We start from the raw sequence: 15,432 nt of genomic DNA on the forward strand, positions 1-15,432 counted from the left end.
GGCCCGGTCCCGTCAACGTGCACACAAGGCCGGGTCGCCCGTGGGTGGGACCCACGTCACAACTGCCGCAGCCGCCCCGCGATCACGGAGATGTCGCTCTCGTCCCCGGAGGCGACATCGATGACCAGGTCGTGGGCGGTGTCCTGGTCGCAGTGGACCAAGTCGACCCCGTTGACGCCGAGGAAGGTCGCGGCGGCGAGCCAGGCCGTGCGCTTGTTGCCGTCGACGAGAGGGTGGTTCGTGGCGAGGGCGTGCAGCAGCGCGGCGGCCTGCGCGTACAGGTCCTCGTAGGCCGCCGTACCGAACATCCGGGCGCGCGGGCGGTGCACGGCGGAGACGAACAGCCCACTCTCCCGGACGTCGGGGGCACGTCCGCCGAAGGCGATCCGCGCGATGTCCGCGACCTCCGCGACGGTGAGGTGCCGGTTCGTGCGCCTCATTCGCCGAGCCTCCGCAGCAGATCGGCATGGGCGCCGGCGAGCAGCTCCGCGGTGCTCCGCACCGTCGACGACTCCCTCGTCAGCCACTGTCGTACGGCGTCCAGCACGATGTCCTCCGGGAGGCGGCCAGTGGCATCCGCGAGGTCGTCGAGCTGCTGCCGGAGGTCGGGCGGGAGGGGGAGGGAGGCGGGGAACGGGAGGGGCACATCGGACATGCCGGTGAGCATACGAGTGCGTCCTCGCGACCGGCGACCGGCGACCGGCGACCGGCGACCGGCGACCGGCGACCGGCGACCGGTCAACGACTCAACCGGCGACCGGCCTCCTGCTCACCGCCCCACCCAACAACCTGCTTACGGCCCCCACTCAGCAACCTGCTTACGGCCCCACCCCCACCCGGCAACCTGCTTACGGCTCACCGTTCCCGGAGCCGCGTGGTCACCCATGCCCCCGCCAGCGCCACCCCGGCCATCGGCAGGAACACGGCGGCGAAGGCGGCCGGGTGGGAGCCGGCGCCGGATGTCCCGGTCGCCGTATGTGTCACCGTGCCGCCGCCGAGGGCCACGAAGGCCGCGCCGCCCGCCGCCAGGAGGACCACGTTGGAGAGCGCGTCGGAGATCTGGAGGGCGGCGGAGTTGGTGCCGGCCTCCTCGGGGGCGGAGAGGTGGAGCAGGAGGACGCTGGAGGAGGAGATGACCAGGCCCATGCCGAAGCAGCCGAAGGCCCAGACGACGGCGACGGTCCACACGGGCACGGAGTCGATCAGCACACTGGGCGCGGCGGCGATCGCGACGGCCACCAGGACCATCCCCAGCGTCATCAGACGTTCCCGGTACGGCTCCACCCGTGCCCGCGACTGGACCCACGACCCCAGCGCCCAGGTCACGCCGCCGGCGGCGAGCGAGAACCCGGCCAGCGTCGGCGTGAGCCCCCGTTGGGTGACCAGCATCAGCGGCACGAACGACTCGGCGGCGATGAAGGACCCCGCGGCGACGCCGCGCAGCAGCACGACGGACGGCAGTCCGCGGGCCGCGCGGTAGGTGCCGCGCGGGAGCAGCCCGAGCGCGGCGGGCACGAGCAGCGCGGCGCCCGCGATGCCGGGGACGAGGGAGATCCAGCGCAGGTCCTGGGCGGCGTACTGGAGGAGCCCGGCGCCGAGGGAGATACCGAGGGCGAGCCGAATCCGACGCCGGTCCAGGGAGGCGCCGTCGCCGGACGCGGCCACCGGTCCGCCCGCCCGCCGCCGTATCTGCGGAAGAGCAAGCGCGAGCGGGAACACGACCAGCACCGGGATGCCGGTGAACACCCAGCGCCAGCCCAGGTGTTCGGTCACCGCCCCGGACGCCAGCGGCCCCACGATCGACGGCACGACCCAGCTCGCCGCGAACGCCGCCATGATCGCCGGCCGCAGCCGCTCGGGGTAGGCCCGCCCGACCACGACGTACAACGCGACGATCACCAGCCCCCCGCCGAGCCCCTGCACGGCCCGCCCCAGGATGAACAGCCACATCGCGGACGCCGTCCCGGCCAGCAGCAGCCCCGCCGCGAAGCACCCGATCCCCGCCGTCAACGCCCCGACCGGCCCCCGCCGATCCGCCCACTGCCCGGCGAGCACCATCCCGAACAGACTGGTCGTGAAGTACCCGGAGAAGGCGAACGCGTACAGCGACACCCCGTCCAACTCCCGAGCCGCCACAGGCATCGCGGTCCCCACAGCGGTCGCCTCGAAGGCGATCAACAGCACAACGGACACAATCCCCACACTGAGCGCCCGATGGCCCCGCCCCAGCACCCCCTCGTCGACACTGCCTGCGATCTCGTGCGCGACACCGGCGTCGCGAGGCCCAAGGACGGTCATGCCCGCCAGAGTAAGGTGCACAGCAGGCTTTGACCCCTGTCCGGAGTCGCCCCTGACCTGGGACCTTGGTCTTACGCCCGCACACGTCGAGCCCGCCGACACAAGCCCTGCGGTCGTCTCGCCGCGCCCGGACCGGACCCCCGCGGAAGCCCACCGCACCCCTTTCATGAACGGCGTATGGCAGTCCCATTGCAGCCGCCACGATTCCCTTGAGCCCCTCCCCCACCCCGCCATACGGTCATCTCACCGAGTTCGGAACGGAGCCCAACACTCCACCCCGACACGGCCGTGTGCCCGAGTGGCTTAGGGACTCGCCTGCAAAGCGAGGTACGTGGGTTCAATTCCCGCCACGGCCTCAAGTGCCTGACCAGGTAAAAGGAAAGGGCGGTACCCCGGGAGGGTGCCGCCCTTTTGGTTCTCCGTCTCAGTTGCCGTCTCAGTTCGCCGACCTCGCCAAGACGTCACGGAGGATCCGTTGTCTATGCACAACAGGCCACCCGCACGCGGTGCCGCACGACGGCCTCGTGAACGCTAGGCGCACGTCAGGTCTCATCGATGCATCACGCTGCACCGCTGCAGATAGAGAAGCATTACGCGACGCACCACAGGAAAGTACCGACCACATCCCTGCAACTTCTGCAAGGTAAGTGGAGTTAGACCCTGCACATATCGCAACTGCCATCACTTCGACACCACACGGTAACCGATCCTCGGAGTGTCCGTTCATTTTTTTTAGTCAAATAGGTAAACGGCCCTCTTGCAAGATAAGCCACACACCCCCGAGAGTTTTCCGCCTCCTAGGAATGGAGACAATATCGGCAGCGGAACGGCCCTAGGGGGTTGGATGGCCAGGCGACAGTGGCAAGCTGCCGCAAAACGCGTGATCCTATCTTGCGCGACGATCACTCTGGCTTGCATAGGCTGTGTCCTAATCAGCGTGGCCCTCGTGCAAATACCCGCCCTGCAGGGAAATCGAAGCAGCAATGCGGGCCAGGCGTTTGGTGCAGCGGCAGCCGCATCATCAACCGTCCTGCTCTTCTACATGGCGCGCACTATGCGCATGCAGGAGAAGGAGTCAGAGATGCAACGCATCGTGCTCCAGAGCCAGCAGCGAGTAATGCAAGAGCAGTGCGCTGAAACCAGGTCAATGAAAAGCGAAATTCATCGCACTTCTGCGGCACTGGTTCGGGGGGTACACATTAGGCTTCTGCACGACGCTGTAAGTGACGCCGACCTAGCCGCAACGTGGCCAAGCCTATCCGGCGATGTCCCAGAGGAAAAAAGGAAGCAATACCTGTACATCAACCAGGTGCTTTCTTACCACTATCTCGCCTTTGAGATAGGTGACTACTCAGAGGCAGTGATCGAGTCGGCGCTACAAGCCCTCTTCACCGTTCCCGTGTGGCGAGAGTTCTGGGAGAGGATATTCGACCCCAATCGCGTACCTGGAGACTCCCCGGAAGCGCAATTCCGCGTGATCGTTGAGCGCGCATACCAAGCCGCCGCATCCACCACTCCACTGCGCCGGAACGCATAGGCGTCACAGAGACGGAATATCACCCCGGGCCGCCGTTAGCGTTTCACGTGTAATTACGACGGCTCGCTCATTCGGGCCAATACCCGCATCTTCAGGAAGGAGCGAGTGTACGTCTGCAGTGATGTCATCGCCGATAATCACAAACCTACCATCGGTTAGCTCAAAGATATCCGGGCAGTTCGCCTCGGTCATGCACTGCTTGCGTTCTCGCGGGGACACCCCAAGGCGGCGTTCGATTTGCATTACGGCAAGCTCCCATCCTATTGCTGCACGCCACCACTCCTATGGGACGGCATGCCATGTGTGACGTCTGAGGTGTCGGCGCGTGCACAGCCGACATGCCACCACTCCCGTGATGGCATGTCGGCTGTGACGTCTGAGCTTTTGACGTGCGCCGGAGACTAGCGCATGCGGCAACCCGAGCGCATGCCCCCCTGTGGCTTTCACCGCACCGAAATGGGCTCGTCGCTTGCGCCGCCTGGTTCGTCGCCGTCCGACTTCCAAATCAGCCCGTCAACTTGCCTTGCCACATCAGTGCGCACTGCGTCGACCATGTGCTGATAGCGAGCGGCCATAACCGTGGTCGACCATCCCATGAGACCCATGACGGCCCGCTCGGGGACACCGAGCATGAGTAGGACTGTGGCGGCCGTGTGGCGCGCGTCGTGCAGCCGAGCGTCCCGCACCTTCGCCTCCTTCAGGAGAGCTTTCCACTCGGTCCAGTCCCGACGGTGGGACGGGCTACGGCCGTGTTCGCGGACGCCATCCTCGTCGAGCCGCATGCCCGGAATACCGGGCAGAACATCGCCCTGTCCCGCGCCCTGCTCACAGAGCGCGGAATCAAGGTGTCCTCCGTGCTTCTCGTCAGCAAGCCCTATGAGGAACGTCGGGCCTACGCCACGGCCCGGAAGCTCTGGCCTGAGGTGGAGTTCGTGAGTGCGTCGACTCCCCTGGCGCTCTCGGAGTACGCGGACTCAATCCAGGACGCACGGCTTGTCACCGACATGCTCGTCGGATCTCTTCAACGGCTGCTGATCTACCCAGCTCAAGGCTTCATGATCCAACAAGACGTACCCGCCGAGGTGACCCGGGCGTTTGAGCGGCTCGTGACGAGGGGTTTTACGAGCCGAGTCGTTCCTGAGGCTGCGGGAAGTGGCGGCAGCTCAAGCGCTTGAGTCCTGAGGGGCACCGGCACGAGCAGGGACGGCCGATCGACGCACGGCTCGACGTGGACGTAGCCGTGGATTGCTCCCGCCGAGTTGCTGTCGAATGGGCGCCGCTCGTACGGCTCGTCGTCTTCGATCGGTTCCCAGCAGACGCCGCACAGGCGTTGGCCAATCTGCTCGGCGATCTCGCCCTCGGCGGTCGGTGAACCGAGCGGCCCGGGGCGCAGGTACAGGGTCAGCAGGGCGCGGGCCGTGACTGCGAGGTCGTACGTTTCGGTGAGTTGGGCGGTCGGGGAGCCCGTGGTCTCTTTCAGGAGGTGAGACGTGCGCACGAGGATATGGACCGCTGTACGCCGGGTCTCGCCTGGCATGCGGGGCGAGAGGTCCCGTACCTCAGGTGCCAGGAGCTGCACGTGTCCCTGAAGCGTCTCGTTCAGGGTGTCCAGCGCGTCTCCGGTCGGCAGGCGGATGCTCAACAGCACGGACTCGTAGGTGTGGTGGATCGTGTCGGCGTCGACAGGTAGCGGCGTGTTATTCACCGGCCGTCGCCTCCGCGAGCTGGTGCCGGCCGTACGCGACGAGCTGTGAGACGGCCTCTGGGCTGCACAGGTTGCCGGGGCCGTTCATCGGTACGCACCAGCGCGAGCGGCCCAGGCTCGGGTTGGTCGTGATGACGTCCGGCACACCGAGGAAGCAGCCCGGTTCTAGGCATTCCGCGTGCACCTGGCGGGTCTGGTCGCGCCACTTCACTGCCGCTGGGCATGTTGACTTTGGCCTACGCAATGGAGAACCGGGTGTCCCGCAAAGGGACGGCGACACTTGGGTATCAGCCTAGATGGAAAGGTCTTGATTCCTTCTTCGTTGTCATAGCTTTCATATTCTTACTATTTGTCGCCGCGAATGGCCTCTATGTCTGATACCACACGTCTGACGATACTCGGCCGCAGACCGAAACTGACTTGGATGGGAAAGATCCGGAGGGTGGAAAGAGTGAACGCGGGGGACTCAGCGACCCGAGCGCCAAGTGCGCTAATCCTCCAAATCCGATTACGGTCCCAGGTACCAGAACGGCCTTGAAAAGCCCGACCGGAAAACTGACAATTGGACATGTTGAACTTCAGAAGTCGGAGTCGACGCGCCCGGGATGCCAATTCATGGTTTGGCCAGTCATTCTATTCGATGAAGGGCGCACAGTTCCTTCGGGATGGACTCTTTACGTTGAAATGAGTCGACCCGTAACGCGTAAGCACTTGAATTATAAACTGTATCCGACAGATCCGGCGAGAGCGCGGGGTAATATGATTTCCACTCAACGCGGCTGTGTGAAAGTTGAGGTCTACTTGGTGCACGGCCGAGACGATATCGATCAGTCAGAGCATGGGGTAATGAGTACACCATGTGGAGATATAAGTCTTGGGATATTGAACGTTTTTCGGTGAGTGAAGATAAAGCGCATGAGTAGAGGGCTTTCCGGTATCGAGTCTCAATGCCTTGTGTAATTCGAGAAGAATCCTTGGCAAGTCTGCGTCCTTTCCGTGGCTCGCTCAGCACGTTATAGGGTTCGGCGGTGGCAGAGTCCCGACGTGCTGTGCTGCATCATGTCGGGGCTCACTTGTGCGATTCTACGCAGCCTGAGAGTGGATGTCGGCTCCTGTAATCCGAGTGCGCTCTTTGGCGCTCGGGCGGAAGATCTCCACGCGCACATCAGACCCGCTCAGGAGCTCACGTCGGGCCACGTTGTCTCTGGCGTTATTCCAGTGGGTGCCAAGTGCATGCCTGCTGGCCGTTCGGGAGACTTCTTCAACTCAGATATTTCCCGCCCCATTCACGCATTACTACTTGCGGTACCACTCTGCGTCAGCGTCGGAGTCGTACAGACCTGCTGATCGGTCGTCGAGAAGACGTTTACGGTCCGCCTCAAGCTATGCGATTACGAGAGGCGTACCCGGTGCCGGGATCGTATCACCGATTCATGAGTTGTCCACTGCCGTACCTGGAGAGAAACAAATTCTCCACCTCGCGGTCAAGTAGCTCGCAATTAATTACGGGCGCAGGCTTGCAATTCTTTGATGCAAGGACCCCGCGCACCCGTGCATTGTAGCAGTATGCGCTTTTCTCCATGACTCACTTATCCCCACTGATGTGTGCCTTCTCGCGGCAGTTCCCGCAGAACGCAATCCCGGTAAGAAGGTAAGTTGCCTTCGGCGTCCGGGGCCTAACCTATTTAGGGGCGGTTTCCTTGATCAATGCATCGCGAGTTGCGCGGTCCCACAGAAGGGAGCGAGTCGCGTAGGGTGCCCGTCGATTCCGATTACGGGCGTCCTTTGTGTATTAGGTAACCGAGAGATCCCTCACTTTTCAGAAACTGCTTTGGCGTGTCCGTACTCCAGGCAGGGGCCATTGCATGATCACGTTTCGTCCGGAGTGCCGTGCTGGCCCGGCCTTGGAGGGGACTTCCCGGTTCAGGCAGGGGGCGGACGCAGTGCAGGCACGTCTCAGTGATCATGTGAGTGTCGAAGTCCCATGAACACCTGGCGAGCCCGTACCTGCTCCTGCAGCTTCCCTCATACCCACCGCGCTGGCCCAACTCGCCCGGACTGCCGCGCCGGTCCCGCTGGCGGACGCGGCCGCGCTGTCCGGTTTTCTGGACCTGGTGCCCGACCGACAGGCAAAGATCCGCATTGGTGAGTGTTACGCGCAATGGGCCGTCCGAGGCTGGCCAACGACGACCAGCAACGACCAACGACGGCCGCAACCACGCAGCTCGTCGGCGGAGTGGAGGGTGACCCCGCACCTCATCGACGACCGCGATCAATACATGCGCCGCCCAGTGAAGTGCCTTACGAAGTCGTCGTGTTCGGCGGTCGGCGGTGTGTCGGTTTCTGTGCCTGTGCCTGTGTCGACGTCTTTGTCGGTGTTGGTGTCGGTGTTCTCCGTGACCCAGCGCCAGCGCAGGTCCGCCACCGCCGGTAAGTCGTCCGGTTCGGCCGGACGGACCGTGACGGGCTCGGGTGCGGGCCCGTCCGTCACAGGACCCCGCCCGCCTCGTCCCGAAACGCCTCGGTCCAGTAGTGCCAGTCGGCGGACGTCGTGGTGGCCGTGGGGTCGACCGAGGACAGGACCTGGAGCATGGTCGCGGCCAGTTGGTCGTAGGCGTGGGTGGTGAGTTCGTGGGAGAGGTACTTGTCTATCTCCCGCTCGCGGTGGTGGAGCCAGAGGGTGAAGGCGAGGGTGGAGACGTCCGTGTTCAACGGGTACAGCTTCGCCTCGGGCTCGTGCCAGTTCAGGACCTCGCCGGTCGCGCCGTCCACCACCAGGCTGTTGTCCTCGACCAGGTGGCCCAGGCGGATCAAGTGATCCGCGCGGGGCGGGAGTTCGAAGGGGGAGGTGGTGGCGGTGCGGTCGTCCGCCGCGTACTCCGAGAGGGGCTGGAGCGGGACGTCCGTGTCCAGCTGGAAGAGGATCGTGGTCTCCGGCAGGCCCGTCTCGCGCAGGAAGCGGCGGGTCGGCTCGTGGGTGAGGGCGGACGGGAAGTCGACGTCCTCGAAGCGGGCCACGCGGGCGTGACCGAACTCCTGGTCCAGGACGCGGGCGGGGATGTCCAGGGTGAGACCGGAGGTCGTGCCGCGAGTGGTGGCCAGGGCCAGGGGGCGGATCAGGGCCGCCGCCTTCCAGTACGGAGGGACCTCGCCGTCCGTGTCCTGCTCGAACAGGGCCAGCAGGCGGCGGGACGCCTCGGCGGCCGCCTCCGTGCCGTGCCGGCCGGCGAAGGACGCGAACTGCCCTCGTAGATCGGCCAGTTCCTCGGTGACCCGGGCGAACCGCACCAGCACCTCCAGGGAGGGGGCCAGCGGGCGGTTCTCCATCAGCTCGAACAGGTACGCCGTGCTGATCTCGCCCGTGCCGCCGTCGAGGAGGATCGACTCCGCCGCCATGCCGGCCGGCGCGAGCAACTCCCCTATCACCAGCCGGTCCCGCAGCTCCTGGGCCAGGTCCGGGCCGCCGTCGGTGGCTTCGGCCAGGGTGCGCAGGCCGGCGGTGCGCAGCGCCGCGAACGTCAACAGGGCGCCGTCGCCCGGCAGCCCGGGCCCCGTCAGCCAGTCCCGGGTCGGCGCGTGCGTGACGTACGGATCGAGTTGGTCCTCGGTGAAGGTGATCGCCATGGCGGCGATGTCGGTCGTGCTCATCTGTTCCCCCGGATGTTCCTGCTCACAGACCCCACGCGGAGCACGGCCCACCACACGCCGTCTCCCGGGCGGGCCCGGCGGCCGTTCCCCACTGACCAGAACACTACGCCTCGCCACTGACAACGGCCCCGCATCACAGGACGCTCAACGCACCCTCGCCCGTTGCCTTCCCGCGAGAATCGCCTCGACCGTCTCTCCCACGGTCAGGTCCGAGCTGTCCAGCCACAGGCCGAGGCGAGGTGTCCGGGCCCGCAGCTCCCGGTCCAGGTCCGCCACAGTCCACGCGCCGTATCCCGACTTCGCCCGCCCCGTCTCCCGTGCCGCGACCGCCTCCGGCCTCGGCGCCAGGACCACGACACGCAGCGGGCGGGTGCGGATCAGGTCGACGTACGCGGTCAGCTTCTCGCCCAGCACCACGTCCTGGACCACCGCCGTGAATCCGGCCTCCGCGTACGCGTCCGCGGTCGCCGCCGACAGCCGGTACCTCAGTCGGAGTTGGGCCTCGCCCTCACCACCGTCGGCCCCGGGCACGTACTCCTCCCGGCCGGACACGACCATCCGCCGGAAGAGGTCCCCACGCACATGTGCCGCCCGCGGCAGCCGTTCGGCCAGCGCCTGCGCCACCGTCGACTTCCCGGACGCCATCACGCCGGTGATGAGAACGACCCCGTCCATGGAGATCAGGAGATCAGGAGATCAGGACTTCGGGGCTTCAGGACTTCCGAACTTCCGGGCATCAGGACTTCAGGACCGGTCCGTCACCACCGCCGCCTGCGGGCGGATCGGCAGCCGGTTCACGGGGCGGCCGGTCGCGGCCCGTACGGCGGACGCGATGGCCGCCGGGGAGGTGACCACCGGCACCGCGCTGACCGCCTTCGCCCCGAAGGGCGCGACGACATCGCGCTCCTCGACGAGCTTGACGATCCGGATGTCCGGCGCGTCCAGGGCCGTCGGCAGCGAGTAGCCGGTGAGGTCCGGGTGACGGATCAACCCGCGCGCGGTGCGCAGGTTCTCCGTCAACGCGATGCCCACGCCCTGGGTCACTCCCGCCTCGATACGCGCGGCCAGCTGGGCCGGGTTGAGCACGCGGCCGACGTCCTGGGCGAGCGCCAGTTCCACGACCCGTACCGAACCGAGCTCGATGTCGACGTCGACGACCGCGCGGATCGCGCAGAAGGCCATGCCGACGAAGGCGTCGCCCTGGCCGGCCTCGTCGAGCGGCTCGGTGGGGTGCGGGCGGCACTGGGCGGTCGCCCACAGCTCCTTGCCGTCCATGGCCTCGGTGACGGTGGTCGACAGGACTCCGTCGTACGAGGTGATCTTGCCGTCGGTGATCTGGAGCAGCTCCGTCGACATGCCGAACTTGTGCGCCAGGGGCTGCAACAACTGTGTGCGGACCATCTTGGCCGCTCGTTCGACCGCGCCGCCCGACACCCAGGTGTGGCGGCTGCGGTTGCCCGCGCCGGCCGGGGGCTGGTCGGTGTCCACGGGGGCGACGTGCACCTCGTCGATGCCGAGCGTCTCCTGGACGATCTGGCGGGCGAGTGTGGTGAAGCCCTGGCCGGTCTCGACCGCCGCGCACAGGACCGTCGCCACGCCGTCCTGGACCTTCACGGTCGCCGTGGAGACCTCGTCCGCGCCCTCGGCGCCGAGCATGTGCACCATGCCCAGGCCGTAGCCCACGCCCCGGCGCACCGCGCCCGGTTCGCCCGCGCCCTCGGGGCCGCCGGGCAGCAGCCACTCGTCCTCGGGGGTGTCCTTGGGGAGCGCGGGCAGCGGGAAGTCCCGTACGGCCTGCAGCAGTTCGGCGACCGGCGCGGGGCACGTCACCGTCTGGCCGGTCGGGAGTACGTCACCGGTGGCCAGGGCGTTGCGCAGGCGCAGTTCGGCGGGGTCGACGCCCAGCTTCTTGGCCAGCTTGTCCATCTGGGCCTCGTAGGCGGCGCACACCTGCATGGCGCCCTCGCCGCGTACGTGCCCGGAGGGCGGATTGTTGGTGCGTACGGCCCAGCCCTCGATGAAGGCGTTCGGGACGACGTAGGGGCCGCAGGCGAAGCCGACGGCGGCGGCCAGGGCCTCGGAGGAGGTGTCGGCGTAGGCGCCGGCGTCCAGCAGGATCTGCGCCTCGACCTTCACCAACTTGCCGACGGCGTCGGCGTGGTGGCGGTACCTCAGCAGGGTCGGATGCCGGTGCGCGTGCCCCAGGAAGGACTCTTCGCGCGTCGCGGTGAGCTTGACCGGGCACTGCGTCTTCAACGCCAGCAGGCCGAGCGGGAGTTGGAAGCCCTGGTCCTCGCGGTCGGCGGTGGCGCCGGGGACGCCGGTGACGACGATCTTGACGCGCTCGGGTTCGAGGCCGTAGCAGGCGGCGGCCGTGTCGCGGTCGGCGTGCGGGTCGGTGGAGGCCAGGTAGAGCTCCACGCCGCCGTCGGGGCGCGGGACTGCGAGGCCGGCCTCGGCGCCGATGGGGGCCGGGTCCTGGCGGCCGATGCGGTACAGGCCCTCGACGACGATCTCGCCGGCCGCGTCCGGGTCGCCGTGGCGCAGCGGGATGTGGCGGATCAGGTTGCCGTCGGGGTGCAGCGGCTCGGCCTCGAACGCCTGCTCGGGGTCGGTGACCGGGTCGAGGATCTCGTACTCGACCATGATGGCCGCGGCGGCCATGCGCGCGGTGTCGGGATGGTCGGCGGCGACGGCGGCGATGGGCTCGCCGTGGTGGCGTACGACCTCGGAGGCGAAGACCGGGCGGTCGGGCTTGCCACGGCCGTAGCGGGCCGCGCCCGGGACGTCCTCGTGCGTGACGACGGCCCGGACACCGGGCATCTCCCGCGCGTGGGATGTGTCGATGTCCACAATGCGCGCGTGCGGGTGCGGGGAGCGCAGCACGGCGGCCCACAGCAGGCCCTCGGCCCACAGGTCGGCCGCGTACGGGAAGGTGCCCTCGGTCTTGGCGCGGGCGTCGGCGGCCGGCAGGGACGCGCCGAGCCCGTGCGGCAGCGACTCGGGGGCGGGTGCTGCCTCCGCGGCGGTGGTCGCGGTGGCGGCTTCGTTGCTCACGCCTGGCCTCCGTCCTGTCCGTACGCCTGGTCGTGCGGTCCGGCGGGACCAGGGTTCATGGCCCCGGGTGCCTCGAACGCCGACGAGTGGACCCCGCCGGCTCCCGGGCCCGCCTGATGAGGAATACGCGCCTCGTCGCCGTCGTGTTCGGCGGAGTGCGCCTCGCGTTCGGCGACGACCTCCTGGACGGCGTCCACGACGCCCCGGTAGCCGGAGCAGCGGCACAGGTTGCCGCACAGGGCCTGGCGGGTCTCCAGCTCGGTCGGCGCCGGGTTGCCCTCCAGCAGGTCGTGCACGGTCATCGCCATGCCGGGCACGCAGAAGCCGCACTGGACCGCTCCGCACCGGGCGAGGGCACGCTGCACGTCCGACGGCCGGCCGTCCTCGGCGAGCCCCTCGACGGTACGGACCTCACTGCCGGCCGCGGTCACGGCGGGTACGAGGCAGGAGGCGACGAGGCGCCCGTCGACCTGCACGTTGCAGGCCCCGCACTCGCCCTGCGAGCAGCCGTCCTTGGCGCCGGCGAGCCCGAGGCGCTCCCGCAGCACGTACAGCAGCGACTCGCCGATCCACGCGTCGGAGACGGGGCGTTCCACGCCGTTGACGCGCAGGACGTAGGAGGCGAGGGGGTGTTCTTCGCCGGAGGGCGGGGGGCCGGGGTCCTCGGAGGCCTCGGGGGTGGCGGCGTCGTCCTGGCCGGCGTCGGAGTCCGGGTGGGCCGAAACGGCGGCGGAATCCGGGCCGTTGGGGTCGGCGGACGCGGGCCCGTCGGCGGCGGAACCGGTCGCCGGGGGAGCGGACTCCTCCGCGTCCCGTGCCCCGGGCACACCGTCCGCGCCCTCCGCGGCCCCAGCGAGCGCCTCTACGGCCCTCTCAGCGGCCTCTACGGGCCCTCGGGCGCGCTCGGCCACCCCGGCGGCCTCACGGGCCTCGTGGACGGCCTGTGAGGCGTCGATGGCGGCGTCGGACGCGGAGGCGTAGGGATCCGCGTGCTCGGTGGCACGGAGTCGGGCGGGGTGGTCGGCGGTACGGGCCCCGTCCGTGCTCCCGGTGACGTGCTCGCCCGCGAAGGGCCCACCCGCGCCTTCGGTGGTGTGTCCGCCTCCGAGCGGGCGACGCGTTCCACCGACCGTGTGCCCACCCGTACCGGGCTGTCCGGTGTACTCGGCCGTCGGTGACTGGGCGGCCTGCGGCCGCTCGCCGTCGTGCGCCGGCGCGTGTCCGCCCTGCTCGGTGGCGGTACGCGGCGTGGACCGGCCCTGCGCCTCGTCGGCATCCGGCGCGTGGTCGCGCGCGTGCCCGGTCCCGGAGGTCGCCTCATGACCGTGCTCGACGTCCACCGGGAACGCACCGGTGTGCCCGTGGACCTGCCCGGTCTCCGGCGCCCGCACGTGCGCGTGGCCGGTGCCGGCCTGCCCCCCGAACGTCTGCCCGCCGGTCGGCTCGTGCGTCTGCCCAGGGGCGATCCCCGCCCCCGCAGCCGCCCCGTGGACCTGTCCGGCCTCGCCCTCGGCTCCCGGCGTCCCGGTGTCCTGCTGCCCCCACGGCTGTCCCGCCGCCTCCGTCGCCCACGGGGCGGGGGCGCCGCCCGGGAGGGTCGCCGGAGGGGTGCCGCCCCACTGCTGGACCAGGGACGACGTGGTGAACTCGCCCGATTCGTCCGGGAGGTCGCCGTCGGCCACGGGGATCGACCACTGGCCGGTCACGTCGTGACCCGGCGCGGGGGCGGCCTCCGGAGCGGGCGGCTCCTCGTAGGCCCACTGCTGGGTGGCCGCGGGGTTGTACGTGAACTGGTCGTTCCCGGCGCTGTGGGGCACGGCGTTGGGGTCGGGCCAGTGGGCGCCGTCGGCGGGGGCCGCCCAGGCGCCGTTGCCCGCGGGATCGGCCCCGGGCGTCGGCGTTATCTGCGGCGGGACGTAGCCGTGGCCGCGCGCGGCCAGCGGGCTGTCGGTGGAGGCGAGGAGCGCGTCGATGCCGCCTTCGGGGAGCTTCACGAAGGCGGTCGCACCGTCGTCGTAGTCGCCCTGGGGCAGCGGGTCCCAGCGGCCCCCGCTCTGGGGCGTGGTGTCCTCTCCGTGCTGGTCGTCGGTCACGACAGCGCCCTCCCCAGTGCTCGTCGGGCCAGCGCGGCGACGGTGCGCCGCAGGTGCAGTACGGCGGGCGGAAGCGTCGGTACGGTGCCGTCCGGCTCCGGGGCCGGATCGGGAATGCAGGCCGCGGCGACGTACTCCCCGAAGGCATGCAGCGCCTCGGGGACGATCGTGCGGTTGTTGTCCCAGTCGATGAGCCGGGCGACCCACTGCTCGGCGTCCAGGGGGCGCAGCGGCATCGGCGCTATGGCACCGACGGCGCAGCGCACGCCGCGTCGCGCCGGGTCGAGGACCAGCGCGACGGAAGCCATCGCGCGGCCCGGTCCGGTGCGGCCGGTCGCCTTCAGGAAGACCTGCGGCGCGTGCAGCAGGGGCACGCGCACGTACCCGATGAGTTCGCCGCCGCGCAGCATGTCCACACCGGCCAGCAGGTGCGACACCGGGATCTCCCGGCGGGCTCCGCCCGGGCCCGCGATGATCAGTGTCGCCTCCAGGGCGGCCAGCACCGGCAGCGCGTCTCCGGTGGGCGCGGCCGTGGCGATGTTGCCGCCCAGGGTGCCCGCGTTGCGGATCTGCGGCGGGCCCGCGGCGCGCGCGGCGGCGGCGAGCGCCGGGATGAGGGCCGCGAAGTCGGGGCGGCCCATGCGCGCGTGCGTGAGGCCGGCGCCGAGCAGCGCGTGACCGTCCTGGTACTGCCAGCCGCGGATCTCGCTGATCCGCCCGAGCCCGACCAGCGCGGCGGGCCTGAGCTGTCCCGAGTTGACGGCGGCCATGAGGTCGGTGCCGCCCGCCACGGGCACGGCGGTGGGCACGGCGGCGAGCGCCGCCACGGCCTCGTCCAGCGTCGTGGGCAGCGTGACGGACTGCGCCGCCTGCGGTGCGTGCGTGGTCAAACCGGCTGCCCCTTCCCGCTGCCCCACCTGGTCCCACCTGTGTTGCCGTACGGTACGTGCTGACAGGGCGGACGTGGCAACTCTGGCACATCTTCGAGGCACCCGAAGACGGGGGTCCACTACGAGGCATTCGCCCCCGCCACCAGGGAGATGGTCCGTTTTCGCACGGCATTACCGGTGCGCGCGATTTGCCACTCTTCGGTG

The 15,432-nt window shown here is 69.0% G+C and carries 11 protein-coding genes, 1 tRNA gene and 2 pseudogenes; 3 read left to right on the plus strand and 11 right to left on the minus strand.

What is annotated here, in order from left to right; genetic code table 11:
• Positions 1 to 56: 56 nt before the first annotated feature.
• From ACWC09_RS14320 to ACWC09_RS14330, 3 genes are all read right to left on the minus strand, one after another.
• Positions 57 to 440, minus strand: coding sequence for a type II toxin-antitoxin system death-on-curing family toxin (locus ACWC09_RS14320; protein ID WP_450850829.1), 384 nt, complete (start codon positions 438 to 440; stop codon positions 57 to 59).
• The gene (locus tag ACWC09_RS14325; RefSeq protein ID WP_450850830.1) at positions 437 to 655 is read right to left on the minus strand and encodes a hypothetical protein; all 219 of its coding nucleotides are present in this window, start codon (positions 653 to 655) and stop codon (positions 437 to 439) included. The genes ACWC09_RS14320 and ACWC09_RS14325 overlap by 4 nt, the downstream gene beginning before the upstream one ends.
• Before the next feature lie 200 nt (positions 656 to 855).
• A complete protein-coding gene (locus ACWC09_RS14330) occupies positions 856 to 2,298 on the minus strand; it encodes an MFS transporter (RefSeq protein ID WP_450850831.1) in 1,443 nt (480 codons plus the stop codon).
• Between the two features lie 284 nt (positions 2,299 to 2,582).
• Between ACWC09_RS14330 and ACWC09_RS14335 the strand changes: the two genes are divergently transcribed.
• Positions 2,583 to 2,654, plus strand: a tRNA-Cys gene (locus tag ACWC09_RS14335).
• A 581-nt stretch (positions 2,655 to 3,235) separates the two neighbouring features.
• Entirely contained in the window at positions 3,236 to 3,835 is a 600-nt protein-coding gene (locus tag ACWC09_RS14340; RefSeq protein ID WP_450850832.1) for a DUF6082 family protein, read from the plus strand.
• Positions 3,836 to 4,278: 443 nt separating this feature from the next.
• On the opposite strand, the pseudogene ACWC09_RS14345 reads toward ACWC09_RS14340, so the two are convergent.
• Positions 4,279 to 4,590, minus strand: a pseudogene (locus ACWC09_RS14345) (tyrosine-type recombinase/integrase); the annotation flags it as partial.
• Between ACWC09_RS14345 and ACWC09_RS14350 the strand changes: the two are divergent.
• Positions 4,591 to 4,983: pseudogene (locus ACWC09_RS14350) on the plus strand (YdcF family protein); the annotation flags it as partial.
• On the opposite strand, the gene ACWC09_RS14355 reads toward ACWC09_RS14350, so the two are convergent.
• The 7 genes from ACWC09_RS14355 to ACWC09_RS14385 form a co-directional block, all read right to left on the minus strand.
• Entirely contained in the window at positions 4,881 to 5,540 is a 660-nt protein-coding gene (locus tag ACWC09_RS14355; RefSeq protein WP_450850833.1) for a DUF6415 family natural product biosynthesis protein, read from the minus strand. The pseudogene ACWC09_RS14350 and the gene ACWC09_RS14355 sit on opposite strands and share 103 nt — an antisense overlap.
• A complete protein-coding gene (locus tag ACWC09_RS14360) occupies positions 5,533 to 5,751 on the minus strand; it encodes a hypothetical protein (RefSeq protein ID WP_450850834.1) in 219 nt (72 codons plus the stop codon). The genes ACWC09_RS14355 and ACWC09_RS14360 overlap by 8 nt, the downstream gene beginning before the upstream one ends.
• A 2,276-nt stretch (positions 5,752 to 8,027) precedes the next feature.
• Positions 8,028 to 9,188 (minus strand): SUKH-4 family immunity protein, encoded by a 1,161-nt coding sequence (locus ACWC09_RS14365; protein WP_450850835.1) that lies wholly within the window; start codon positions 9,186 to 9,188, stop codon positions 8,028 to 8,030.
• A 144-nt stretch (positions 9,189 to 9,332) separates the two neighbouring features.
• Positions 9,333 to 9,863 carry an AAA family ATPase gene (locus ACWC09_RS14370; RefSeq protein ID WP_450850836.1) on the minus strand — a complete coding sequence of 177 codons (531 nt, stop codon included), beginning with the start codon at positions 9,861 to 9,863 and terminating at the stop codon, positions 9,333 to 9,335.
• A gap of 69 nt (positions 9,864 to 9,932) precedes the next feature.
• Positions 9,933 to 12,245 (minus strand): xanthine dehydrogenase family protein molybdopterin-binding subunit, encoded by a 2,313-nt coding sequence (locus tag ACWC09_RS14375; protein WP_450850837.1) that lies wholly within the window; start codon positions 12,243 to 12,245, stop codon positions 9,933 to 9,935.
• Positions 12,242 to 14,338 (minus strand): 2Fe-2S iron-sulfur cluster-binding protein, encoded by a 2,097-nt coding sequence (locus tag ACWC09_RS14380; protein ID WP_450850838.1) that lies wholly within the window; start codon positions 14,336 to 14,338, stop codon positions 12,242 to 12,244. Before ACWC09_RS14380 ends, ACWC09_RS14375 begins: the two co-directional genes overlap by 4 nt.
• Entirely contained in the window at positions 14,335 to 15,228 is an 894-nt protein-coding gene (locus tag ACWC09_RS14385) for an FAD binding domain-containing protein (RefSeq protein WP_450850839.1), read from the minus strand. The genes ACWC09_RS14380 and ACWC09_RS14385 overlap by 4 nt, the downstream gene beginning before the upstream one ends.
• Between the last annotated feature and the right edge of the window lie 204 nt (positions 15,229 to 15,432).

Source organism: Streptomyces sp. NPDC001617, assembly GCF_053596855.1.

What these genes read in the sequence shown, in the direction of transcription:
- ACWC09_RS14365 (WP_450850835.1), bottom strand. Translation starts at nt 9,188, where the DNA reads ATGAGCACGACCGACATCGCCGCCATGGCGATCACCTTCACCGAGGAC.
- ACWC09_RS14320 (WP_450850829.1), bottom strand. Translation starts at nt 440, where the DNA reads ATGAGGCGCACGAACCGGCACCTCACCGTCGCGGAGGTCGCGGACATC.
- ACWC09_RS14330 (WP_450850831.1), bottom strand. Translation starts at nt 2,298, where the DNA reads ATGACCGTCCTTGGGCCTCGCGACGCCGGTGTCGCGCACGAGATCGCA.
- ACWC09_RS14325 (WP_450850830.1), bottom strand. Translation starts at nt 655, where the DNA reads ATGTCCGATGTGCCCCTCCCGTTCCCCGCCTCCCTCCCCCTCCCGCCC.
- ACWC09_RS14370 (WP_450850836.1), bottom strand. Translation starts at nt 9,863, where the DNA reads ATGGACGGGGTCGTTCTCATCACCGGCGTGATGGCGTCCGGGAAGTCG.